The following is a 24,366-nucleotide window of genomic DNA, read 5'->3' as shown; positions in this document are numbered from 1 at the left end:
CCTTCTATCCCGCCGGGTTTTCATCCAAGCCCCTTTGCTTCGTTTCGTGGCTGACACGAATACTTATTATACAGATTTTTCCCCTTTTGTCAACACTTTTTGATAAGTTTTTTTAAAAAAATTCCCGTTGCCTAAAAACACGCGCATTAACGCTCATATTCTTTATCCTAATATATGCTGAAAAAAAGCTTATCTTTTAAATTATTTTTTCATTATATCAAAACCATTACATATTATTTCCACGATTTTGCATCCATATACGTTAAACTGAAAAAATACGGCGGCATAGTAAAATATACCGCCGTTTATATATTTTCATTTAACGCTTTCCGCATATTTGATTGTGTCGCATGTACTTTTCGCAATCTTTTCATAACCGCTGTCTGCGGGATGCGTTGTGTCCGTAACTATAAGGCTGCCGTCTTGGTTTTCATCGTCAATTACCGGCTCTTTCAGTTTAAAATCGAGATACGGATCCAGCATAAGATAAACAGGATCGATATAAATTCCATCTTTTTCGCCGTATTTCAAATTAAGCTCTCTTATAAACTCAAGCCTTGCATTTTTTGCAGTAACAGTTTCTCCCGTATCAAAAAGCATTATCGGCGTATTTATAATTATTTGTATGCTGCCGTTGTAATCCCATATGCTTTTAATCACCTTGTCAAATGAACCGAGGATTTCGTCTGTGCCGTTATGCCCAATTAAATTTAAGTCGTTTATCCCAAGATTTATAACGACATAGTCCAAACCGTCGAATCCCTGCTTATCCATGTAATAAGAAAAATCGAATTTCCCTTCGTTCAGGAACGGGTTTGTAAAGCCGTATTTGCTGTCGGTATTGCAATAATCATAAACGGCCCATCCTCCGCGGCCTTCATGTTTCATTCCGTCTGCTCCCCTTGTGCCTGTAAGTTCAATATCATCTCCCATCATTTCTTTCAGATATTTAGGATACTTCTCCTCGTTTATCAAGCTGTCGCCCAAAAGCATAACTTTAACAGGCTTTTCCATAACGCCTTCCTTCACTGTGGAAACCGCTATATTGTACTTTTCTCCGCTGCCAAAAAGTATGGGCATGTCAAAATCTTCTTCCGCATTAAACGTTATCTTATTCCTGTCCGCTTCAGCCGGCTCCCCCACTGCCTTAACCGTTTCCGACTCTTCGCCCGTTTTATTCATCATTGCATTATCCATATACAGCGTAACCTGTTCGCCTTCCAACGCCCAAATCTTATCAGGGAGAATGAGTTCGCTTGAAGCGTAGCATTTTTCCGCAAGTCCAGTTTCTTTATATGAATAACCTCCGCCGCTAGCCATAGGCAGTTTCAAATTATAAAAATATACCTGCATTTTGACAACGGCTTTATCGGTTTTGCTTTCAAAAGTTATTTCGCTTGTTTTTTTACTCATAAAATCAATGTTTTCATAAACGGCTTCCCCTTTAAATATGTCGCCGTCCGCATCCTTTAAATTGATTTCAAGGCTCCTGTCTTTCCCTTTGTAGCTTTCAATATACAGCCCCATATCTTTACTGCCGCCGTATACTTTAACTTCCCTGACGTTTTTAATAAACTCGCCTATAAATCCTCTGCCGTTTCCGATAAAATATTCCTGTATATTTTTGTCGGCATTTTCACCGCCATATTCAATATTTATATCAGAAAATCTTACGCTGTCCAAATCGGTTTTTTTGAGGGCTTCATTTTCCGCTTCGCTGAAAGGTTCAAAAACCGGCGTAGTAAGCGCGTAATAAAATACGACCGGATTTCCGGCGTCGTTTTTTCCTTTTAGCCATGCTTTAAGACTGTCCGTGCTGTTAACTCCTCTCACATTCATAAACCGCATATTAATGCTTTTATTGTCGCTGCCGACCGAAACCGCATCATATACGTATGTTTTCTGTTCCTTATCGCTTATAACGTCAAAATATGTGCACATGCCGTTTTCAACGATTATTTTTTCATCAATGGGAACAGAAAATATAAAAGTCTTATCGTTTTTGTACCTGTAATTGTCCATTATACGCCAGTCCTCGCTGCCGTCGAAAACCATTTTCCCAACATTGCGCATAACGCCCCAACACCCGTCCTTTAAGCAGATATAATCACTGTAGGCATCGTTTATTTTCATAAGCGGCCCGCCTATGTCCAAATTGATTTTTCCGTTTGACGAAAGAGCTGTAAGAACCCCTTCGTTGCCGATGCCGTCTATTTTTGCCGGATCAAACGGATTTATATTATAAACGGGATTTGACTTTGTAACAACGCTGCTGCCCCTAACCAATATACTGTCTTTTTCTTCCCCGTAAACATTTACAGCGGCTAATATTGCCGCCGCAAAGCACAAAAAAATTTTTTTCAAATTATCCCCGCCCTTTTCAATATTTTTCAGCCGTCACGCCGTTTAAATATTATACCCTAACGACGCCCGTATTGGAAGGGCAAATATATTCCCATGCAATAAAAAACGGCCTTTAAAACCTCATGGGTTCTTAAAGGCCGTATACTGTTATGAATTATTCTGCTTTCTTCCGTTCTGCATTATATGCATGTACTTCTCCTTCGTAGCAAGCCCGCCCCTGATGTGCCTTTCTGCTTTGTTGACTTCAAGCACTTTGCGCACATTGCTTGCCAAGGCCGGGTCCAGCTTTTCTATACGGTCAGTTATGTCTTTGTGTTCGGACGTAACAAAATGCCGCGGTTTTAAATTTCTTAATTAAGCTGAAAAAAGCTGGAACTTCGGCTCCCGTTTAAATACTGAAATATATTACATGGCATTATGAATAAAACAAGCGGACGATAAGCCGCCGTATTTTTTAATTAAAAAAACAGTCTGTGCCAAAGCGTCAGCCCGCCGTCTTTATTTAAACTTTAATATATCCTTACAATTTCATCGTATAATTCAGGACGCCTGTCTTTAAAAAACGTATAGTAGCGCGCACGTTCTTTTTCTGTAAGAGAAAGATCTATTTCGGCAGATATAATTCCTTCTTTCTCTTCATTCAGCGCGGCAATTTCGTTCCCAGCCGGATCGATAATTTTGCTCCTGCCGAAAAAGCCGAGGGCCTTGTCGAAACCGACCCTGTTTGCCGCCGCAAGATGCAGGGTATTATCAAAAGCCCTGGCCCTGGTTACCAGATCCCAGTCGCTTTCATAAGGCTTTTCCCAGTTTGTGCTTACAACAAGCAAGTCGCATCCCTTAAGCGCATATATCCTTGCCGTTTCGGGGAATGCGGTGTCCCAGCAAATCATAATTCCTATTCTCCCTATTTCCGTATCAAATACAGGAAAATCGCTCCCGCTTCGGCACCATGTTTTCTCATTGTCAAATGGATGTACCTTTCTGTATGAACCCATTACATTTCCCTTATTGTTTATCATCACTGCGGAATTATAAAGCACATCCTTAACATGCAAATCCCTTTCAGGGAACCCATAAACGATGTGCATATTGTATTCGGCGGCAAGCCGGGCCATGAATTTAATGCTCCTGCCGTCCGTAATAGTTTCGGCCATACTGTGAAATTCTTCCTTTGAAGCTTCATACCCGCTTATGGCAAGTTCCGGAAATATAACCAGATTTGTTTTAGGATATTCCTCCTTAATTTTCTCAATAAACTCTTTCATTTTTGAAAGGTTAGCCTCTACGTCTGCCGTTTTCGGCTCCATCTGTACGCATGAAACGGTAATTTTCATAATTCTTCCTCCTAATACGTATCATATTTAAACATGAATAAAATCCGCATAACTGCCTTTACAGTTTTAAACGCTTTAAACGCCCGATCAGTCCCCTGATAAATCCGCCTGGCCCGTCATAACATTCCTCATCCTTGCTTAACATGATGATCCGTCCCGTACCCTGCAAACCTGCCAAAGTCAAATTCATACCCGACGAAAGCCTCCCCAATAACTATAACGGCGGTAACAGAAAACTAACATGTTCTCCTAAAAGCGGTCAATATCAAAATCAGGCGTAATAAACCCCTGTCCCAAGTCCGCGGAAAACGGACGCCGCCGCAGCCTTTGAATACATTTTTTCGGTACATCCAGGCGCAAACGCGCTTGCCGGCAAGCCTGCATATTTACTCCATGTATAACAAAAAATTTTCTCCATGCCGCATCAATAGTCAAAAACGGCATTAGCGGTTTAAGAGTAAGCAAAAAGCATGCCGGCTCAGAATTTCCTACGGAAAGCATATGCAACGCCGAAATACGGAAAACTTTCCATGTGAAACATGCGCGCCCTTGTAATCCGAAACTAACACCAATAAATATATAACGTATTTTACCGGCATTCTATATGTCTATATATAAATAACACGCCAAACTGCAAGCGTTCATCTGCAAAGTTTTGTTCTTCATATGAATTAAGCGCCTTCTTTATAAGAAAAGCGCTCATTAAAAACAAGATCACAATATAAAAACCAAAACGGCGATTGAAAATAAATTCAAGGCAAACCGCCATCCGCATACAGTCATTTATGTTGCCCCGCTATTTGTCCTTGGCAGCGCTGTGGCTGTTGGAACGAACCCAATCGATAACTTCCTTTTGATCAAAACGGATGTTTTTCCCAAGCTTGATAAAAGGCATCCCCTGCTTTTTCAAATTATAGACTGTGGTACGCGTAACCTGAAGCATTTCGCTTACGTCATCTATTGTTAAAAATTTGACGTCTGCCGGCATTTTCAATTACCTCCTTTTTTGATTAATATTTGCCCATACATTCAATGCATAATAATACACATTTTTTTATGATAGTTTATCTTAGAACAAACACTCTGCTTTGTCAAGAGCAGTTATCAACAAATATTCATTCATAAATCTAACTAATTTGCTGTTTAAAACTCAAAAATGTCATTCTTTTAATAAAACCATGCATATGGTATACTTATCTTCAGTTTACAATTAATAATCCAAATTCGGTTTTGCGGCCAAGCTGCAAAACCGCATAACCATGTTATAAGCCGGCTCTCAAAACATGAGCCGCCATGTCGGAGGTATATAATGGATCTTGAATATTTTTTCCGCGGTATGTGGGATGAAATTACGCCTGCCCAACGCCGCGAACTGACTGAAGCCTCAAAAACGGCCGCCGTTGAAAAAGGGAAACTTTTAAAAAGCGGTTCTTCCTTATATGCGGTTTCAAAAGGCCGCCTGCGCGTGTTTATAAATTCCTATGACGGCCGCGAGGTAACGCTATACCGCCTTTTAAAAGGCGATTTCTGCCTTTTTTCCGCATCATGCATGCTTGAAAACATAAAATTCGATATACTCATAGAGGCCGAAACCGACTCCGAAATAATAGAAATACCCCACGCCGTTTATCAGGGGATAATGGAAACGTCCGCCGCGGCCGCAAACTTTACGAACAAAATTATGGCGGCCCGCTTCAGCAACGTAATGTGGCTTATGGAACAGATACTTTTTAAACGGATGGACAGCCGCATAGCTTCCTTCCTGCTTGAGGAGAGCGAAGTTGAAAACAGGCGCCTGCTTACCATAACGCACGACAGGATAGCGTCGCATATAGGCACTGCCCGCGAGGTTGTCACAAGGATGCTCAAATATTTCCAGTCTGAGGGGATAGTTAAGCTTTCAAGGGGCGTTATACTTATAACCGACGCCGATAAACTGAAAGACCTTGCTGACAGATAGCCGAATTGTGATTTTATCACTGAAAAAAAACGCCGCTTAAAATAAAATATCCGCCATAACCGCCTTTAATTAAAAGCCGCCGCTTTGTTTTTAAACAGCCGACGGTTTTTATATTCGAAGGCTTAAAGGGGGATTAAATATGGAAAATAAAAAACGCCCTGCAAAAAAAGCTTTTGCAGACATAAATTTATGCGTTTCCTGCGGCTGCTGTGTAAAAGCCTGTCCGAAAAATGCAATATCCGTTTTTAAAGGGGCGTACGCCGTTGTAAACTCCGATTTATGCGTCGGCTGCGGCATATGCAAAAAGGCATGCCCCGCTTCCGTAATAGAAATAAAGGAGGTTTGGACATGAAAAAACACTGGTATGACTATATGTGGATTGTTTCTGTATTATATATTGCCTTGGGCTTTTTCAACATAATGTTCGCCTGGCTCGGCATGTTGTGCTTTATAACGCCCCTTTTGATTTCCGTCATAGGAAAAAACAAGGCTTACTGCAACCGCTACTGCGGCCGCGGGCAGCTCTTTGAACTGCTGGGGGGACGTTTTGGCCTGTCCCGCAAAAAAGACGTTCCTAAATTTCTTAAATCAAAAGCCTTTAGGTATGGATTCCTTGCATTTTTTATGGCAATGTTTCTTCAAATGCTTTTTACAACATACCTTGTTTTTGCCGGAGGAAGTCTGAAAGAAACCATAACCCTTTTTTGGACATTTAAGCTTCCTTGGCAATGGGCGTATAACGGTTCTTCACTGCCGCCGTGGACGGCGCAGTTTGCCTTTGGTTTTTACAGCGTAATGCTTACGTCGACGCTTCTCGGCATGATAACGATGGCGCTTTTCAAACCGCGTTCATGGTGCGTATACTGCCCTATGGGAACCATGACGCAGCTCATGTGCAAAGGGCTCAACCATAAATATTTAAAATAAAACGGCAAATGCGTTAAGCCTTATGGCTTAACGCTCCCGTTTCATATTCCTCGCATGGGAGTTGTTTCCCCAAAGGCTTTGAGATAAATATCAACCCTGCCGTCTCTTCCCACCTCAATACGATCTATTATCCGTTTAAGCTGTTCGTTTGTCATATTCCTGACCGACGCCGCTCCTTCCAAAGTTTTAAAAGTATTTTTTACAATACAATCCAGCCGCTCCATATTTTCGGATTCCGACGCATAAAATTCCAATTCGTTTTCAACTGTTTCTATTTCCGTTTTCATGCCCCCTATTTTTTCGTTGAGTTCTTCCCTGCTTATTAAATCATCGGCATACATATCCATATATTTTTCCCTTAATTTTTTGATCTTTTCAAGCCTTCTCCTCAGAGAAAATTCATTTTTCCGCCCCGTATTTTCCTCTTTATACCGTTTTGCAAATTCCGACGCCATATAATCCGAAATATCTTTTTTTGATTTCAATACCGCTTCAAAATATCTGTCAATTTCATTTATAAGTTCATCCTCGCCGATAACCGTACGGTTTCCGCAAGTATCGGCCCCATGGCCGCTTCGCCCCGAGCATGTCCACTTAACATATGTATTTTTGTATGTGCGTACAGTCCGCCTGAACGACCAGCCGCATTCCCTGCATTTAATAAGCGTGCTGAAAAGGAATTTATTGCTGTGCCTTTCCCCGTTCATATTAAAACTTTCGCGTCTGCTGTGCAGTATCTCCTGCGCCTTTTCAAACTGCCCGTTTTCTATAATTTTCAGTTCCGGTTTTTCTGTTATAAACCATTCCGATTTATCCCTGTTTTCCCTTCTGCTTGTAAGGAAATCGACAATTTCCTGTTTTCCGTTTATAACCTCCCCTATATATATCCTATTGGACAATATGCGGCATACGGCGTTTTGGCTCCATTTGCATCCCCGTTTTGTCGTCACGCCTTTGGAGTTGAGCATATTTGAAATTTTCAGCGCGCCGTTTCCTTCTTCGGTATACCAGTTGAAAATCTGTTTTATAATTTCCTGCTCACGCTCGTTCGGTTTCAGGCTGAAATAATCCCCGGCAATTTTATCATATCCGTAAACTATATTAGGCACCCTGCCTTTTTCGGCATTCATTTTTTTGCCGAATTTAACCCTTTTGGAAATATTTGCGCTTTCCTCCTGCGCCATTGCGCCGAATATAGTCAGCGTAAATTCGCTGTCCCCCAAGGAATTCATATTCGAAGTTATAAAATGCGTCGGTATACCCATAGATTTAAGGCTTCTGATATTTTGAAGCAGATCTACGGTATTTCTTGCAAACCTCGAAATGTCCTTAACCAAAACAATATCGAACTTCCCGTTTTCGGCGTCCTCCATAAGTTTTTGAAATTCTTTCCGTTTTTTTACTTTTGTTCCCGATATTCCTTCGTCGGCATAAATACGCACAAGGTTAACGCCTTCTTTCCGCGCATATTCCGTAAAAAACGCTTTTTGTGTTTCCAGGCTGTTAAGCTGATCCGTCTTGTCGGTGGAAACACGGCAGTACGCCGCGGCGTTATTCATAAGCCCATCCCCCTTGACAATAATATTGAATATATACTAATCTTCAAAAATAATCTTCAAATTTTTATCCCCGCCCCAAAAGGCGTCCGTTCCATTCAATAACGCCTGCTATAAAAATTCCATACCGTTATAAAAATATATTCGCCATACAGTTATAAACCGGCGGCATTTTCGCTGACATATGGATTTGTTCCGGACATGCCTGCGATTCTAGTATTTCCGCTTTTTCCCTCCGAACAAATTTCTTAAATTCTCCAATATCAGCTTATATCCTGCCATATACTTCCAATCTTCCGCATTTCGTAGAAAGTATGATATGATATTTATATTTCCCCTAGCTTCGGTTTACAAGCGCCACGCTTCATAAGGAAAAATTTTCCGAATTTCCGTACTGCATATGCTTGGATAGTATCTGCCGTATCGGCGCCTATGCGTCTTGAAGTGAAAATAAATTCCCCTTGCAATGCCTGAGAGTTTTAACGGACGTCAGCGGCATAAGAGCAAATCAAAAACGCGCAGGCTCAAAATCCTCTCGGCAAACGGCTTTAACACGGCTATTGCCGTTAAAACCGTGCGCGCTCTTGTAAACTGAAACTTCAAATGCGATAAACCTTTTATATCGTTCATAACAAAACCTCCTTTAATCTTGAATACGGCCGCGGAACCCGTTTTCACTTTATTAAAGGAAACTCTTCCCGTTATAAGCGTCTTATTCCGCCTGTAAAGTTTGCGGATTATTCATGTCAAAGCGTACGTTGAAAAAAGCCGTTTCCGAAAAGAAACGGCCTACGGCGTAAAATACTTGCGCATAGCACGGAAAAACTTTGATCTTTTAAAAACTTAAACCTTCGCCGCATTGCATCAGGACGGTATATTTATCCAACCGCCTTATAAAAATAATTGCTTCATGCAAAACGGCTGTATCCTGTTTAAGCAAACATTGATGCATCCAATCAAATTTCCAAACTTCTTCCGTTATGCAAAGCCGAAATTTCACTCTGCCTTTTAACCTCCTTTTCAATCCTCAAAAAACTGCTTTCCAATAATATTTTCGTTATGTATTCAAAAGTCTTTTTTTCGGTGTTCGGGTTGCAAAATTCAAATATAAGCCTCTTTTTATCTATGTCGGCCACCGCCTCAAAACTTATTACTGAACTATCTTATGACGTGCTCGTTAAGAATAGTACATGCCGTAAAGCGGATGTTTTAAACCTTCATATTTTGTTACGTCCGAATGTACCGTGCTTTTGCTTACGCCGAATTTCTTGGCAGTTTCACGCACCGTTGCATTTGAATTGACAATAAACCGGGCAACCTCGATTGCCCTTTCTTCTATATAATTTTTCACCAAAAATCCTCCTGTTCAGGATGTTTTTACCATTCTATGCCGGTTATGCCCTGCTTATTCTAATACATGCGCCTTTTGTCTGAAAAGGGCTTGTCCCCTACGCTTTTAAGCTGTATACATATCTGTGGGCCGAGTTTTCTCTACTGCCGCCATGAGATACGCAATACATGGCAGAAACCGTATTCGCCGTTTTCCTCCATACAGCGCGGCTGTTTCACCGAATATTCCTAAACGTCATGCGCGCCTGTCGAATCAGACGTTTAACTGCACAACGCGGCTTCGATAGCTTTTCCTTTTTTTCGTCACAAAACATCCTTTACGCACATATATACACGTCATACCTTGCGTCGATTTTAATTGCGGCAGTCTGTCACAAGCTTAATATATTTCATCGAACGGCTCCAAAAAACGCAAAAACCCTGTTTCCCTTTTTACCGGGATACAGGGTTTTTAAATTTTCCTTTTTATATCAATTATTCACGCCTTTAAAGGCCGTTATACGTCAGTCCCTTAAAACGGCAGGCTTAATCTGCCAAATTTCATCGGCATACTGCCGTATTGTCCTGTCGCTTGAAAATTTTCCGCTTTTGGCGGTATTCATAATCGCCATGCGGGCCCAGCGTTCTTTGTCTTTATACGCCTCGTTTATGCGCTGCTGCGCTTTTTTATACTCCGCAAAGTCGGCAAGCACAAAATATTCGTCGGCGCGCCCGCCTGAACCGTTCAGCAGGCTGTCGTATATATCCCTGAAAAGGTTCAAATCTTTGTCAAACGTCCCGTTTATAAGCTGTGTAAGCACAAGACGCAGACTTTGATCCATATTTGAAACCATCCACGGATCATAGTTATTGCCGGCATACTTTTCTATAACCTCTTCAGCCTTCATTCCGAATATAAATATATTTTCCTCTCCTACCTCTTCAAGCATTTCAACATTCGCCCCGTCGAGAGTTCCCACCGTAACGGCGCCGTTGAGCATAAATTTCATGTTGCCCGTGCCCGACGCTTCTTTGCCCGCCGTTGAGATCTGCTCGCTTACGTCGGCGGCCGGCATAAGCTTTTCCGCCAAAGAAACTCTGTAATTCTCCATAAAGACAACTTTAATTTTGCCCTTTATCGTTTCATCATTATTTATAACGTCTGCCACGCTGTTTATAAGCTTTATAATAAGTTTCGCCCTTTTATAGCTTGCCGCGCTTTTGGCGCCGAATATGAAAGTCCTCGGCACAATATCAAGCCCCGGGTTTGTTTTAATGCTGTTATAAAGGTCAATTATATGGAAAACGTTTAAAAGCTGGCGTTTATATTCATGCAGCCTTTTAACCTGTATATCAAATATGGATTCCGGGTCAATATCGATCCCTTTTTCCTCTTTGATATATTTTGCAAGCATAACTTTATTGTGATACTTAACATCCATAAACTGCTTTTGGAACAAAGGATCGTCGGCATAATCGGCTATGCCTTCGATAAGCTGGAGGTTTGTGATCCACCCTTTGCCGATTTTCGAGGTAACAAGCTCCGCCAGCAGAGGGTTTGCATGCAGAAGCCAACGCCTTTGGGTTATGCCGTTTGTTTTATTGTTGAATTTGTCAGGATAAAATTCATAGAAATCTTTAAGTTCCTGTTTCTTTAGTATTTCCGTGTGCAGGGCGGCCACGCCGTTGACGCTGTGGCTTCCCACTATCGCAAGATGCGCCATCCTAATCTGCCCGTCGGCAACTATTGCCATTTTTCTCAGCTTTGTGTGATCGTCGCCGTATCTTTTAATTATATCGTCGCAGAAACGCCTGTTTATTTCCTCAACAATCATGTATATTCTGGGCAGAAGGCGGCTGAAAAGCTCTATTGGCCATTTTTCAAGGGCTTCGCTCATTATGGTATGGTTTGTATAGCCGCAGACTTTTGTCGTTATTTCCCACGCTTCGTCCCACGGCAAATCGTTTTCGTCCACAAGCACGCGCATAAGCTCCGCAACGGCTACGGAAGGATGTGTATCGTTAAGTTGGAAAGCGATTTTTTCGGGCATAACGGAAAAATCAGTATGCATGCCTTTAAACCTCTGCACAGCCCTCTGCACCGTTGCCGAAATAAAGAAGTACTGCTGCCTGAGCCTTAATTCTTTGCCCGAATAATGCTCGTCGGCAGGATAAAGCACGTCGGTTATGGTCTGGGCAAGGTTCTGTTCTTCAACAGCCTTCTGATAATTCCCCTCGTTAAAAGATTTAAGGTCAAACCTGTTAACGGGTTTCGCCTCCCAAAGGCGGAGCGTATTAACAATTTCGTTGCCATACCCTATTACAGGATAGTCATACGGCACCGCATAGACAGAATGGTAATTCTCCTGTACAAATCTGTACGTCCCGTCGCCCTTGTATTCAGCCCTTACGGAACCGCCGAACTTGACTTCAACCGTATATTCGTTTCTTTTTATGCTCCACGGGTCGCCCTCCTCAAGCCAGTTGTCCGGCTTTTCAACCTGATACCCGTTTTCGATCTTCTGCTCAAATATGCCGTAACGGTACCTTATGCCGCATCCGTACGCCGGCATGGACAAAGTTGAAAGGGAATCCAGAAAACACGCCGCAAGCCTGCCAAGCCCGCCGTTTCCAAGGCCCGGATCCGGCTCCGCCTCTTCAATTTTGGCGTAGTCAATCCCAAGCTCTTCAAACGCCTCCCGCACTTCATCCATTTCGCAAAGGTTAATAATTGTGTTGCCAAAAAACCTTCCCATAAGAAATTCCATGGAAAGGTAGTACACAACCTTTACATCCTGTTCATAATATTCATCGTGAGTCTTAATCCAGATGTCGTTTATACGTTCCCTCAGCGCAAAAACCGCCGCATGGTAAATCTCGCTGTCGCTGGCATTTTCCAGCGTCTTTCTGTACAGAGTTTTCAGGTTTTCGATTACAACCTTTTTTATTTCGTCTTTTTTTAATTTATTATCGGTCAAATCCATCATCTCCTCAAGACTTCACTATACTTAAAAACTGAAAAGTATCCCGACTGCCGCTGAAATACATATATAGAAAAGCGGGTGCTTTTTATATTTATTCGTTAAGACAATAAGTATAAAAAACCATATAACCTCTTTAAACTTAAAAATTTCGCTTATCGTCCCGCCTTGCGAAAAAGCGCCGGCGTTTATAACTTCTCCCGTAATAAGCGTAACGGCAACGGCACCGATAAGCCCCGTAACCGCCGGGCGCAGCGTATAAAAAATATCCTGCACCGTTTGGCTTTCCGAAAATTTCTTTAAAAACTGCGCTATTATTATAATAACTATAATCGACGGCGTTATAAGCCCCATAGTTGCCACTACGGCCCCGACAGGCCCGGCATTTTGAAAACCCGTGTACGTCGCCATATTAACCCCTATAGGTCCGGGCGTTGATTCCGAAATCGCTATCATATCCCCAACCATTTTCTGCGTAAACCAGTCGTATTTGTCGGCAAGGTCATAGAGGAAAGGCAGCGTCGCCATTCCTCCCCCCACGGCAAAAAGCCCTATTTTAAAAAATTCGTAATAAAGCAGAAAAAGTTCTCCTATCATTTATGGCCGCCCCCTTTTGCCGCTTTGATTAAAGGCAGGGTCATTCCCAAAAGCGCGCCGCCTATAACGACCACTACGGGGGAAAAATCTGTAAAAGCCGAGATACACAAAGCTATAATGGCTATACAGGCGCAGAGCTTATCTTTCACGGTTGTTTTCCACATTTTGATAACGGTGTTTACAACCAAAGCCGCGACGGCCACCCTCACCGCCGCAAAAGCATGCTGTATGACGGCCATATCCGCGAAAGCCGTTAAAAACCCCGCAATAACGGAAATTATTACAAGGCTGGGGAAAACAAGGCCTACGGTGGCTATAACCCCTCCCGGTATGCCTTTTCGGTTGTAGCCGATAAATGTCGCCGTATTTACCGCTATAACTCCCGGGGTGCACTGGCCTATGGCATAATAGTTAAGAAGCTCACCTTCGGTTGCCCAGCCCTTTTTATCCACAATCTCCGCCTGAAGTATAGGCAGCATGGCAAGCCCGCCGCCGAACGTACACACCCCGATACGGGCAAATGTTACAAACAAATCGATTAATTCTTTCAATCTATAACACCTTCTGTCCCCGTTATTCATCATACTGGCCTTTAAGCTTTTCCGCCTGATCCGTTGTTATGAGGGGATCGATTATTTCATCCAGTTCCCCGTTTAAAACAGCGTCAAGCTTGTAAATGGTAAGGTTTATCCTATGATCCGTAACCCTTCCCTGCGGGAAATTGTATGTCCTTATCCTTTCGCTTCTGTCGCCGCTTCCGACCTGCGAACGCCTTTCGGCCGATATTTCGCTGTCATGCTTTGCCTGCTCCAGCTCGTAAAGCCTTGCAAGGAGGACTTTAAGCCCTTTTTCTTTGTTTTTAAGCTGGCTCTTTTCGTCCTGGCAGCTTACCACAAGCCCTGTTGGAATATGCGTTATACGCACTGCCGAATCGGTTGTGTTAACGCACTGGCCGCCGTTTCCTGACGCCCTGAAAACGTCTATCCTTATATCGTTCATATCAAGATTTACGTCCACTGCTTCGGCCTCGGGAAGCACGGCTACCGTTACCGCCGAAGTATGTATCCTTCCGCTTGATTCCGTCGCCGGCACGCGCTGTACCCTGTGTACGCCGCTTTCGTATTTAAGCCTGCTGTAAGCCCCATGGCCGCTAATCATAAACGAAACTTCTTTAAATCCGCCTATGTCGCTTTCATTTGCGCTCATTATTTCGGTTTTCCAGCGTTTGCCTTCCGCATACCTTGAATACATCCTGAAAAGATCGGCCGCAAAAAGCGCGGCTTCTTCCCCTCCTGTGCCTCCCCTGATTTCCATAATTACATTCTTTTCGTCGTTTGGATCCTTAGGCAGAAGAAGCACTTTAATTTCTTTTTCAAGCCCGATGATTTTCGCCTTATTTTCGTTCAGTTCCTCCTTAACCATCTGCCTGAAATCGTCGTCAAGCGGCTCGTTAAGCATTTCCAAAGCTTCCTCCACATCCGTTTTGGCTTTCTTATATTCCCTGTACTTTTCAACAATGGGCGTCAGCGCGCTGTATTCTTTCATAAGCTTCCGCCAAAGCGCCTGATCCGCTATACAGTCCGGATCGTTTACCCTGTCTCCCAAATCAATATGCTTTCTTTCAAGTTCTTCAATACGCTCAAACATAAATAACTACCTTTTCCTCCCCAAAACAACCCTGTCAAGCCCCGCAAGGTCCTTTATCACTTTTATATTGTCAAAACCGTTTTCCTTCATCAGACGCGGTACGCTTTCGCCTTGGTCGTATCCTATTTCAAAAAACAGGAACCCGCGTTCCCTGATATATTTTCTGCTTTCCGAAACTATTTCCCTGTAAAAATAAAGCCCGTCGCCGCCGCCGTCCAAAGCTTTCAAAGGCTCATTGTCCCTTACTTCCGGCATAAGCGTCTTTATTACGCCGCTTTTTATATACGGCGGGTTTGAAACGACAGCGTCAAAATATTCTTCATACCCGCCGCCTAAATTTTCAAACAAATTGCTTTCTATAAATTTTATACTGCCGGACGTGCCGTTTAAAACGCTGTTTTTTTCGGCAACCGCCAAAGCGCCGCGGCTTATATCCACCGCCGCGGCTTCTTTAAGCCCGTATTTAACAAGACTTATGGGTATGCACCCGCTGCCCGTTCCGATGTCCACAGCAGTTTTTATATCCCCGCTTTGTATATATTTTATAACTTCTTCAACAAGTATTTCAGTATCGGGCCTCGGAATAAGCACGTTTTTATCCACATAAAAATCAAGGCCCATAAATTGGCACATCCCCAGTATATACTGCGCCGGCTCCTTTGCGGCACGCCTTTCAACCATTCTGCGGAAAAATTCCGTTTCTTCATTCGTCAGTATATAACCGTCCCTTGTAAAAAGCTGCACCTTTGTAAAGTTAACGGCCTTCATCATAAACAGCTCGGCGTCAAGGCAAAATTCCGCGGCGCCGCTTTCTTTCAAATACTTTTTTGCCCATAAAAGCCAATCTTTAACCGTTTTCACCTTCAGCCTCCAAAACGCTTTTCATCGCCGCAATGGCGCATTCCATCTGTCCGTCGTCGGGTTCGGCCGTAGTTATGTTCTGAAGCATAAAACCAGGCTTGCTTACAAGCGCCACAAGCCTGTTCTCACTGCGCCCCGCCCATTGTATAACTTCATACGAAATTCCCGCTATAAAAGGCACCAGCACTATACGGCTTAAAAGCCTGAGGGCAAAATTGTCAGTCCTTACAAAAAAGAATACGAACATGCTTATAATCATAACGATAAGCAGAAAACTCGTGCCGCACCTTTTGTGGAGCCTTGTATGTTTCCTCACGTTCTCAACGGTAAGCTCCTCCCCGTGTTCAAAGCAGTTGATTGTTTTATGCTCCGCGCCATGGTACTGGAATACCCGCTGGATTTCTTTCATTTTTGAAATTGCAAATATATATCCTAAAAATATGGCGATCCTTACCAGCCCTTCAATTATGCCTAGAGCCCACGTCCCCGGCAGGCTGTTTTTAAAAAGGCCGCCTACAAAAACGGGAAGCATGAAAAACAAAACTATAGAAAACAGGAGCGAAACCGCCACGCTGAAATATATCAGGTAGTCGGCAAGTTTATCTCCGAATTTGTCTTCCAGAAATTTTTCAAATTTTGACGGCTCTCCGTCTTCTTCCGTTTCATCGTCAAGCCCGGCAAGCTTTGCCGAACGCATTATTATCTTAACCCCCATAACCATGCTTTCAATAAACGCCGCAATTCCCCTGAAAACCGGAAACTTAAATATTCCGTTCCTGCTGAATATATTGTCCACGTCCTTATCCTCAACGCAGATCGAACCCTCAGGCGTCCTTACCGCGATAGAATACATTTTTTTGCCGCGCATCATAACGCCTTCAATAATTGCCTGCCCGCCTATGTTCGTCCTTCTGACCCTTCCGGCGTCATCGGCGCCCAATTTATTACCTAAAAGCACTGCCGCGCCCCCTTTATTATATGTTGAATTAATATTATACCATATATAAACCGAATTAAAAACATAAATAGCCGATTTTACAAACGGTTTACAAACCGCGGCGGCTTTCTCTCCATGTTTATGCACGCCGCTGTATTGAGTATAGTCTTAAAATGAAAAAAGGGCCGGATAACAAATATCCAAACCCTTAAATCCATAATTATTTCCTGCCGTATTTCTTGTTGAATTTTTCAACGCGGCCGCCTGCCTCAACCAAAAGTTTCTGGCTTCCTGTATAGAACGGATGGCACTTTGAGCAAACCTCAACCCTGATTTCCTCTTTAGTCGAACCTGTAACAAATTCATTGCCGCAGTTGCATTTTACAGTACACTGATGGTACTCCGGATGTATTCCTTCTCTCATTTCTTTCACCTCTTTGGATTAATCGTTATTCAACGCCGTATAATACGGCATTTACAGACAACGTCTGCATTATACCACAGATTATTTTTTTTTGCAACATTAACCTTTTTTACTTTTAAGTTTAGGAACCGTCAAAACAAATTCCCGGTTGTTTTTCGTTTTTTTCATAAGATCTATAAGGCTTTCGGCGGTTTCCACAGGGCCGAGGTTCTGCGTTATGCTCCTAAGCAAATAAGACGCTTCCATTTCTTCCTTTGTAAGCAGTTTATCGTCGCGCCTAGTACCCGATTTATTTATATCTATCGCCGGGAATATACGCCTTTCGGAAAGTTTCCTGTCAAGCACAAGCTCCATGTTGCCTGTGCCCTTAAATTCTTCAAACACAACGTCGTCCATTTTGCTTCCCGTTTCAACGAGGGCCGTTGCCAAAATAGTAAGGCTTCCCCCGTTTTCAATGTTCCTTGCGGCGCCGAAAAATTTTTTGGGCATATAAAGCGCCGCCGGGTCAAGGCCGCCCGAAAGAGTTCTGCCGCTTGGCGCCGTAGTAAGGTTATAAGCCCTTGCAAGACGCGTTATGCTGTCAAGGAGTATAATAAGATCCTTTCCCTGTTCCACAAGCCTTTTGGCCCTTTCAAGCACCATTTCGGCCACCCTTTTGTGGTGCTCCGGCTGTTCGTCGAACGTGGAATATACAATTTCGACGTTCTCCCCTTCAATGGAACGCTGTATGTCCGTCACTTCTTCAGGCCGTTCGTCTATCAAAAGCATTATAAGATTAACGTCAGGGTGATTTTTTGTAATGGCGTTGGCCATCTGTGTCAAAAGTATTGTTTTTCCTACCTTTGGCGGAGCCACAATCATGCCCCTCTGCCCTTTTCCGATTGGGGCGATTATATCTATAATTCTTGTGGAAATTTCGTTCTGCGACGTTTCAAGCGTAAGCCTCTGCGTTGGGTAAATAGGCGTAAGGTCCTCAAAATTCGGCCTGCGTTTCGCCTGCTCCGGGTTATCGCCGTTAACCGTTTTAACGTATATCATCGCGCCAAATTTTTCGCCTTCACGGCTTTCCCTTATGTTTCCCCTTACACAGTCGCCCGTTTTCAAATTAAACCGCCTTATTTGCGCCGGCGATAAATAAATGTCGTTTGTTCCCGGCAAGAAATTCTCCGCCCTTAAAAATCCATATCCGTCGGGAAGCACTTCGAGGATACCCTCGTCAATAACGTCGCTTTCAATTTTTGCCCTCTGCTTTTCCTGCTGTGATCCCGCGCACCGGCTGTTTTCACTTTCATCCAAATCCCCGCATTGAACGCCGTTTATACAGCCGCCTTTCAGCACGCCGTTTTCCCTTGTATCCGCTTCAATTTCAACGCCTGCGCCAAAGCGCTTTTCCCTGTCTTCCTCATGCCGTCCGTCCGACATTGCCTGTACGCCGCCGGCTTCCCTTATTTTTTCAATAAGTTCGGCCTTCCTGTACGCCGATACGGACTTGACGCCGCAGCGCTTTGCAATTTCCCTAAGTTCGGAAACAGACGCGCCGTTCAAACTTTCTTCCATAAAAACCTCCCTGAATCCTTTATCCATAATTAACGGCACACCGAAACGAAAACCGCACATTTATGTTAAATTGTACGGTCGTTCATAATCCTGCGCCTGAAATTTATCCGCCGCAGCGACGTTTCTCATACATTATTTATAGGCGGCGCCTAAAATATGCCCTCTTTACGTCCTCTGCGGCTTATTTGTAAAACATCGTTTTATATTTCCGCCTTCACGGCTGTATTCCTATATGTCAAACGCCTGTTATTTCGGTATTTTAAGTTTCTCGCCCGGTTTAATCGGCGAATTTTCCGTAAGGTGGTTTGCGTCAAGTATCTTTTGATATTCGGCGCCGTTTCCGTAAACTTTCTCCGCTATTGTCCAAAAGCTGTCGTTTTCCACAACAGTATATGTATCGTATTCGCCGCTTGTTTCGCCGCCGCTTTCGCCTGCGCTTTCACCGCCGCTTTCAGAGCCGCCGTCGCCGCCCACTTCGTCTGCCGCAAGCGTTTCCCCTCCGTCTTTGAGCATGTCTACTTCCTCTTCGTAGGACAGGACCTTCATTTTAAGTTCTTCATTCTGCTCCTGAACGCCTTCAAGCTCCGTTATTTTTTCATTTGCTTCCGCAAGCCTTCCCGCCGTTGTAAGATGGACTATTATGAGCACAATAAATAAAACTGCGAACGCCGCGGCCGCAATGTATATAATATTAGATTTATGCACTTTCTTTTCTTCGTATTCATATAAGGAGTTGTCATTTTCCGCAAAGAAGTTGTCAAGGGCGCGCCTGCTGTCCTCAGGGCTGTTAATTTCAATAAATTCGTTTTCGTCGATTTCGATATCGTCGTTTTTGAAAAGTTTTGGAATGTTTATTTCTTTTTTAGGCTTTTCCTGCTTTTCGGCAATAAGATGGGGTTCTTTTTTTCTGCCTTTCGGTATGCTCTTGTGTCTTACAAGCTGAACCATATCGTCCTCGTCATCGTCAATGGAAGGCGGCTCTTCGACTTCCGGAGCCGGTATTTCCGTTTCCTCGACACGGCCGTGGTCGGGCGAATACTTTTCAGTTTCCTCTTCAAGAGGTTCAAGCCTTGACGTGTGTTCAAACCTTGACGTATGCTCAAATCTCGAAGTACGTTCAAATCTCCTGCTTTTTTCCCTGTCGGACCGCTCCGAGTGTCCGTTTTTCTCCCTCTCGGCTCTGCGTTTACGCCGCCTTTCTTCACGCTGTTCGTCGTCATAGTCGTCGCTCCAGCTTCCGTTGCCTTTAAGCGGGTGGCTTTCCATAAGGGCCTTCACCACTTCCTGCGGAAGGCCGCCGTAGTTATCGTCTATATTATTATTTTCATTTTTTTCAGAATCCATACAAACCTCCTGTTAAATTACAGCCGCGGTTTTCAAAACCGCCGGCAAATATCCGTGCGGGCCGCTTTCCCGCGCCGTTTATGGCGTGACGGCGCGCCAAATCCGTTATATTCCCGTAAATATGCAAATACCCGTTGATTTCTCTGTCCGTCTTAGATATTTTACATTCAGTTCCCTAAGGTGTCAACAGATTACGGATTTCTAAAACTTTTTTTAAAAATATTTACAGTTTATTAACAAAATACATGTATTTTTCAGATTTTCAGGAAGAAAAACAAATTCCGTGTTAAAAAGTAATTCGCCTTGCCGCGGCGGGTTCACAAAAACCTGCCTTATTTCGTTAAAACCGCCGCAAATATACGGCGGAGAAAAACAGCCGACTTTTGATTTTCCGATAAATTAAAGCGGCTTCAAAACTATAACGCACGTTTTGAAGCCGCTTTTGATTGTCAGGTTTAAACCATATTTTAAACTAATTCAAAATTCTCATTAAATTTTAATTCAACGCCGCTCTCAATAAGTTCAACGCTGTCTTTGATTTCATCATATATAGCCTGTGAAACAAGTACGGTTTCAATATGAAGAGTATTGTCTATAACCATAACCCTTGCGTTTTCAGGCAAAACCGCTCCGATTGTCCTGAAAGCAACGTCAACACTTTCCTTCTCGGTTTCAAACCTTACCGGAACTTTTCCCCTTTCCAGGAATGTTGTAGTCACCAAATTCGAATACATCGCATCGTAATCGATAGAATCAGCAAGCTTTTTAACGGTTATATCCGCAAGGCCTATGCCGAGGGCGTTTCCGTAACTGTCCTTAGAGAGCCGCAGCGTCACAATCTTTTTGATGCTTGGATATGAAGGCTCCGCCTCGCCGAATATTTTCATCCTTCCGATAACTTTCGTGTCCATGCCCGTGCCGCTGTACTGCTTTCCCATTTCCTTTACAATTAATATGTCTATATCGCGGCACGGAAGTTTAGGCACCTGCCCGTAGGATATTTCCAAAAGCTTTGCGTCCTCTTCAATAAAATTTTCGGGTTTCACGGCCTTTATCAAATAAGTTTCGTCCCTGCCGTTTTCAACTATGCCAAGCCCCGCAAGCACTTTGGCGTTTTTAAGTATTACTTTGGCCGCCGCCGGTATTGATTTTCCGAGGCCGTTGTCATGCATCGCGCTTGCGCCCTTCTGTTTTCCGAGGCCTACCGAAAGCATTTTGACAACGCCGCTTTCATTTGCCGCCGTAAAATCCGTATGCGGTTTAACCCTGTTTATAATTATAACGCCGTCGCTTTCATACGCCGTTTTGTCATAATAAACAGGCGCGCCGTTTTCAGCATTTTCAAACTGAACCGTTTCCATGGACGAACGTATTTCGCAGCCCATGGCCTCCTCGCTTACGCCGAATTTTTCAAGCACATGTTTCTGCCCTTCGGCCGTCGCGCCGCCGTGGCTTCCCATTGCAGGTATAATAAACGGCGTCGCGCCGCACTCTTTTACATAATCAACCGCCGCCTTAACTATAACGGCAATATTATTTACGCCGCGGCTGCCACTGCAGACACCGATTTCCATACCCGGCTTTAAAACCTCCCTGAGCCCTATGCCGTCAAGCTGTTTTTTTACTTCTGCCGGAATATCTTTAAGTTTTTCGTCTTTCAAACGCTGTTTAACCCTGTACATTTTAGGATAAACGGCATTTTCAGCCAAATAACCCATATAATAACACCTCCGAATAATATCCGCCTGTAAAGAAATAAAAACCTTACCGCCGTAAACAGAACAAACAATTGCGGCCGTGCAGGCCGCTCCGTATACGATGCGCACTGATAAAAAGCAGTTTATAACATCGGATTTAAAACGTCAGGCCGTTTTCACGGTTTGGGTGCTTAAAACAGTAAAGCCGTATCCTAACCCTCTGCGCTGCCGCAAATGCCCTGAACCATAAATAACTCGACCTGCCTATGAAATTTTAAGCCTTTTTAAGCCATATTTATTCAAAACCGTATTTTGCCTTTACGGCTTCCATCATACGTTTATTCACAGCGTCAAAATCCGTTTCGTTTTCCGCATACGCCTTTTTAAAAGCCGATACGGCGGCCTTTGCCTCGTCGTACGGCCCCGGAACATTAAAAACAAGCGTTCCGCCTATGTTTCCGATTACAAGTTTGCTCCACATATGCCCGTTTTTTCCGTACATTTCACGGCTTATGCTGTTTTCAAGTATATTTTCGAGGGATGAATGTGTAAAATCCCTGCCGAGGGTTGTACTGTAACGGTGCCCGCCGCCGCTTCCGCCTATGAGCACTATTAAATCCGCTCCGCTTTTGTGCATTTCCAAAACCGTTTCGCTTATGGCGGTTTCAATGTCCTCGACAGGCGCAAGGCGTGTAACTCTCGCCCCACCGTTTAAGGACAAAAGCTCCTGCATAATCATAGGGCTGTCGGTATCGAGCACAATTCCGGCCTTAAGCTCGTCGCCGGTCGGTATAATAAACGCGTTTTTAAACATCGAGCCACCGCTCTTTCATGCACATGCCCTCATGGTATTCCGGCAGGCTGTCGGCGCTTACCGTTTTTATTTTTTCAACGGACATCATTTTTGTCACATCCGTAATGGTAATGCCTTCGGCTATCGCTACGGCTTTGATAATGCCGTCGCCGTCTTTGAGTATATCCGCTTCCTCAACGCCGTAAATATCCATTTCAACCGAGCTTCCCGTAACGCCGATTACACGCACAACGCTTTTGAGCCTGTCTTTTAATATTTTTTCAAGTTCCTGAATATTAAGCCCTTTAATTTCAAGGCCGGTGATTTTAATAACAGTTTTGTCCACTTGGACAATCACTTTATTGTCATCCATTTTTAATCTCCAAAAATTAAATTTCAACAGTAACAACCTGTACAAGGTCGCTTACGTCATATTTAGTCGCATCGTCGATACCGGGTATAATTTCGTCCGCTCTTGCAATTATTTCTTCCGGAGTAAGTATATCTACTTTTTCGGTCATCCATTCTTTCGTGCATCCTATGCTTGCGAGTTCTTCATAAGCCCTTTCCGTTATGTTGTCGTAATCAGGCGAAATTCCCATAGCCCTTGCAACGCCCAAAACCGCCGGCGAAGCTCCTACGGTCCTGCCCGGTATGCAGCCTGCCTGAAGGGCTTTAATTATATATTTTGCAAGCACGGATTTGTCGGCTACGATACATGGGATATGCGCTTTAAGCGTTTGGGCGTAAATACCGCTTCCGTGAGCCGTTTCGCCTGCCGGGAACTGCCTCGTCGGGAAAACGCGTCCGTATTTTTCAGGCATAATCATTCCAATCCCTACGGACATAACGCCTCCCGTCATGCCGAGAACTACTTTGCCGTTTTCAATGATCTGCTGCTGGCCGAGTATAGGAAGGAGAATTTCTTCCATTGTAACGATATTCATCATTTCCGTTGCGGAGTTATTGTTGCTTGCGCGCCCTGAAATACATACGTTATGAACGGGTATAATCTTTGTTGCGGGATCGGGTCCCCTGAATAACCTTTTGCCTTTAAAATTTGCATCCCACTGGATAAGGTGCGGTTCTTCTTTAATAAGCTGTTCCGAATATGGCATTTCAGCCATTTCAAGGTATCCGAAGTCCTTGTTCATTTTTCCCCTGTCCGCCGCTGCCATAAATACAGTGGTGCCGTCAACCATAACGCCGTCGCTTGTGGTAGTCACAACGTCAGGATCAAAAATATTCATTCCTATAGGTCCGTCAACCGTTTTTGCAACGGCCTCAAAAGCTTCTTTCGGCGTAACGCCGCAGGCTTTAACTTCCCTGTAATCGATAAAAGCAATATTTAAGGGTATATATTTTCCCTTAAGCATTCCTTCGGGTATCATTTTATATGTTAATTTTGCCATTTATATCTCCTCCTAAAATGTAGAAACAGTAAGATTTATGCCGGCGCCGTTTCTTCTTACGGCCCGTACATTTAATCGTGACGGGCACAAAAAAGACATTGCGCCCCGCCGCCCTCAGACTGTATTTATAATTTAATGCCTGCCGATGCCCGGCCTTCTGTCCTCAACGTCGTCGCAGCCCATAAGTTCCGCTTCTTCCGTCGGCTGGAGTATATTTAAAACTTCAAGTATTGCGCTTTTTACATTTCCGTCTTTGTCCATACCCTTTATAATTACGGTGTGCATTGTTTCCGGCACACGCGGTATAACGACAAAATCGATGCTTTCAACGCCTTCCCTGAAAGTCATTTCCCTTACTGCATGTTCAATCCTTCCTGTCCTTAACGACTGCATTTTAGCGGAGGTAAGGTTTTCAAGCCCCCTGATATTAATTTCCATAGGATGCTCGCTTTCATTAGCGGCAACCTTCATTTTTTTCAAAAATTCAGGTAACTTTGTGTGCATTAATTTCATATTAACCACCCTTTCTGCTGTTCACAGCAAATGCATATTCATAATAATATAAAACTACGTTTGTATATACGAACACAATTCGTCCACAATCCATAGTTTATACTAACAGACGTCAATTCAAACGTCAATAGAA

Annotated in this window: 25 protein-coding genes and 1 pseudogene; 3 read left to right on the top strand and 23 right to left on the bottom strand. The window is 43.6% G+C overall.

Annotated elements, in window-relative coordinates:
* Positions 1 to 315: 315 nt before the first annotated feature.
* The 5 genes from NE664_08940 to NE664_08920 form a co-directional block, all read right to left on the bottom strand.
* Positions 316 to 2,364, bottom strand: a complete 2,049-nt coding sequence (locus tag NE664_08940) for an SGNH/GDSL hydrolase family protein (GenBank protein MCQ4726779.1) — start codon at positions 2,362 to 2,364, stop codon at positions 316 to 318.
* Between the two features lie 147 nt (positions 2,365 to 2,511).
* Entirely contained in the window at positions 2,512 to 2,670 is a 159-nt protein-coding gene (locus NE664_08935) for a sporulation transcriptional regulator SpoIIID (GenBank protein MCQ4726778.1), read from the bottom strand.
* A 203-nt stretch (positions 2,671 to 2,873) separates the two neighbouring features.
* Complete coding sequence (locus NE664_08930; GenBank protein MCQ4726777.1) at positions 2,874 to 3,698, bottom strand: carbon-nitrogen hydrolase family protein; 825 nt, start codon at positions 3,696 to 3,698, stop codon at positions 2,874 to 2,876.
* Between the two features lie 58 nt (positions 3,699 to 3,756).
* Positions 3,757 to 3,888, bottom strand: coding sequence for a hypothetical protein (locus tag NE664_08925; GenBank protein ID MCQ4726776.1), 132 nt, complete (start codon positions 3,886 to 3,888; stop codon positions 3,757 to 3,759).
* Positions 3,889 to 4,494: 606 nt separating this feature from the next.
* Positions 4,495 to 4,686, bottom strand: a complete 192-nt coding sequence (locus NE664_08920) for a helix-turn-helix domain-containing protein (protein ID MCQ4726775.1) — start codon at positions 4,684 to 4,686, stop codon at positions 4,495 to 4,497.
* A 321-nt stretch (positions 4,687 to 5,007) separates the two neighbouring features.
* Here NE664_08920 and NE664_08915 point away from each other — a divergent pair, with 321 nt between their 5' ends.
* The 3 genes from NE664_08915 (at position 5,008) to NE664_08905 (ending at position 6,585) form a co-directional block, all read left to right on the top strand.
* The gene (locus NE664_08915; GenBank protein ID MCQ4726774.1) at positions 5,008 to 5,658 is read left to right on the top strand and encodes a Crp/Fnr family transcriptional regulator; all 651 of its coding nucleotides are present in this window, start codon (positions 5,008 to 5,010) and stop codon (positions 5,656 to 5,658) included.
* 139 nt (positions 5,659 to 5,797) lie between these two features.
* Positions 5,798 to 6,010: a 4Fe-4S binding protein gene (locus NE664_08910; GenBank protein ID MCQ4726773.1), complete on the top strand. Its 213-nt coding sequence runs from the start codon at positions 5,798 to 5,800 to the stop codon at positions 6,008 to 6,010.
* On the top strand, positions 6,007 to 6,585 hold the full coding sequence (locus NE664_08905; protein ID MCQ4726772.1) for a 4Fe-4S binding protein: 579 nt from the start codon (positions 6,007 to 6,009) through the stop codon (positions 6,583 to 6,585). Before NE664_08910 ends, NE664_08905 begins: the two co-directional genes overlap by 4 nt.
* 41 nt (positions 6,586 to 6,626) lie before the next feature.
* On the opposite strand, the gene NE664_08900 is transcribed toward NE664_08905, so the two are convergent.
* The 18 genes and pseudogenes from NE664_08900 to NE664_08815 form a co-directional block, all read right to left on the bottom strand.
* Complete coding sequence (locus tag NE664_08900) at positions 6,627 to 8,144, bottom strand: recombinase family protein (GenBank protein MCQ4726771.1); 1,518 nt, start codon at positions 8,142 to 8,144, stop codon at positions 6,627 to 6,629.
* A gap of 486 nt (positions 8,145 to 8,630) precedes the next feature.
* Positions 8,631 to 8,771 (bottom strand): hypothetical protein, encoded by a 141-nt coding sequence (locus NE664_08895; protein ID MCQ4726770.1) that lies wholly within the window; start codon positions 8,769 to 8,771, stop codon positions 8,631 to 8,633.
* Positions 8,772 to 9,097: 326 nt separating this feature from the next.
* Positions 9,098 to 9,277 (bottom strand): hypothetical protein, encoded by a 180-nt coding sequence (locus NE664_08890; GenBank protein ID MCQ4726769.1) that lies wholly within the window; start codon positions 9,275 to 9,277, stop codon positions 9,098 to 9,100.
* 86 nt (positions 9,278 to 9,363) lie between these two features.
* Positions 9,364 to 9,492: pseudogene (locus tag NE664_08885) on the bottom strand (sporulation transcriptional regulator SpoIIID).
* A gap of 502 nt (positions 9,493 to 9,994) precedes the next feature.
* Positions 9,995 to 12,448, bottom strand: coding sequence for a glycogen/starch/alpha-glucan phosphorylase (locus NE664_08880; GenBank protein ID MCQ4726768.1), 2,454 nt, complete (start codon positions 12,446 to 12,448; stop codon positions 9,995 to 9,997).
* A gap of 30 nt (positions 12,449 to 12,478) precedes the next feature.
* A complete protein-coding gene (locus NE664_08875) occupies positions 12,479 to 13,048 on the bottom strand; it encodes a chromate transporter (protein MCQ4726767.1) in 570 nt (189 codons plus the stop codon).
* Positions 13,045 to 13,599 (bottom strand): chromate transporter, encoded by a 555-nt coding sequence (locus NE664_08870; GenBank protein ID MCQ4726766.1) that lies wholly within the window; start codon positions 13,597 to 13,599, stop codon positions 13,045 to 13,047. The genes NE664_08875 and NE664_08870 overlap by 4 nt, the downstream gene beginning before the upstream one ends.
* 22 nt (positions 13,600 to 13,621) lie before the next feature.
* Positions 13,622 to 14,695 carry a peptide chain release factor 1 gene (gene prfA, locus NE664_08865; protein ID MCQ4726765.1) on the bottom strand — a complete coding sequence of 358 codons (1,074 nt, stop codon included), beginning with the start codon at positions 14,693 to 14,695 and terminating at the stop codon, positions 13,622 to 13,624.
* A gap of 6 nt (positions 14,696 to 14,701) precedes the next feature.
* Positions 14,702 to 15,556, bottom strand: coding sequence for a peptide chain release factor N(5)-glutamine methyltransferase (prmC, locus tag NE664_08860; protein MCQ4726764.1), 855 nt, complete (start codon positions 15,554 to 15,556; stop codon positions 14,702 to 14,704).
* Positions 15,543 to 16,514: a DUF1385 domain-containing protein gene (locus NE664_08855; GenBank protein ID MCQ4726763.1), complete on the bottom strand. Its 972-nt coding sequence runs from the start codon at positions 16,512 to 16,514 to the stop codon at positions 15,543 to 15,545. The genes prmC and NE664_08855 overlap by 14 nt, the downstream gene beginning before the upstream one ends.
* A 199-nt stretch (positions 16,515 to 16,713) precedes the next feature.
* A complete protein-coding gene (rpmE, locus tag NE664_08850; protein MCQ4726762.1) occupies positions 16,714 to 16,917 on the bottom strand; it encodes a 50S ribosomal protein L31 in 204 nt (67 codons plus the stop codon).
* Positions 16,918 to 17,016: 99 nt separating this feature from the next.
* Positions 17,017 to 18,474, bottom strand: coding sequence for a transcription termination factor Rho (gene rho, locus NE664_08845; GenBank protein ID MCQ4726761.1), 1,458 nt, complete (start codon positions 18,472 to 18,474; stop codon positions 17,017 to 17,019).
* Positions 18,475 to 18,720: 246 nt separating this feature from the next.
* Positions 18,721 to 19,818: a LysM peptidoglycan-binding domain-containing protein gene (locus tag NE664_08840; protein MCQ4726760.1), complete on the bottom strand. Its 1,098-nt coding sequence runs from the start codon at positions 19,816 to 19,818 to the stop codon at positions 18,721 to 18,723.
* Between the two features lie 467 nt (positions 19,819 to 20,285).
* Complete coding sequence (locus NE664_08835) at positions 20,286 to 21,536, bottom strand: DUF362 domain-containing protein (protein ID MCQ4726759.1); 1,251 nt, start codon at positions 21,534 to 21,536, stop codon at positions 20,286 to 20,288.
* 274 nt (positions 21,537 to 21,810) lie between these two features.
* Positions 21,811 to 22,329, bottom strand: a complete 519-nt coding sequence (locus NE664_08830; protein ID MCQ4726758.1) for a molybdopterin-binding protein — start codon at positions 22,327 to 22,329, stop codon at positions 21,811 to 21,813.
* The gene (locus tag NE664_08825; GenBank protein MCQ4726757.1) at positions 22,322 to 22,681 is read right to left on the bottom strand and encodes a hypothetical protein; all 360 of its coding nucleotides are present in this window, start codon (positions 22,679 to 22,681) and stop codon (positions 22,322 to 22,324) included. The genes NE664_08830 and NE664_08825 overlap by 8 nt, the downstream gene beginning before the upstream one ends.
* A gap of 16 nt (positions 22,682 to 22,697) precedes the next feature.
* Positions 22,698 to 23,720 (bottom strand): hypothetical protein, encoded by a 1,023-nt coding sequence (locus tag NE664_08820; protein MCQ4726756.1) that lies wholly within the window; start codon positions 23,718 to 23,720, stop codon positions 22,698 to 22,700.
* Positions 23,721 to 23,852: 132 nt separating this feature from the next.
* Positions 23,853 to 24,233: a hypothetical protein gene (locus NE664_08815; protein MCQ4726755.1), complete on the bottom strand. Its 381-nt coding sequence runs from the start codon at positions 24,231 to 24,233 to the stop codon at positions 23,853 to 23,855.
* Positions 24,234 to 24,366: the final 133 nt, after the last annotated feature.

The organism is Anaerotignum faecicola (assembly GCA_024460105.1).
GTDB lineage: Bacteria > Bacillota > Clostridia > Lachnospirales > Anaerotignaceae > JANFXS01.
The sequence above is the reverse complement of the archived record's forward strand: the minus strand, read 5'-3'. Positions and strand labels throughout refer to the sequence as shown.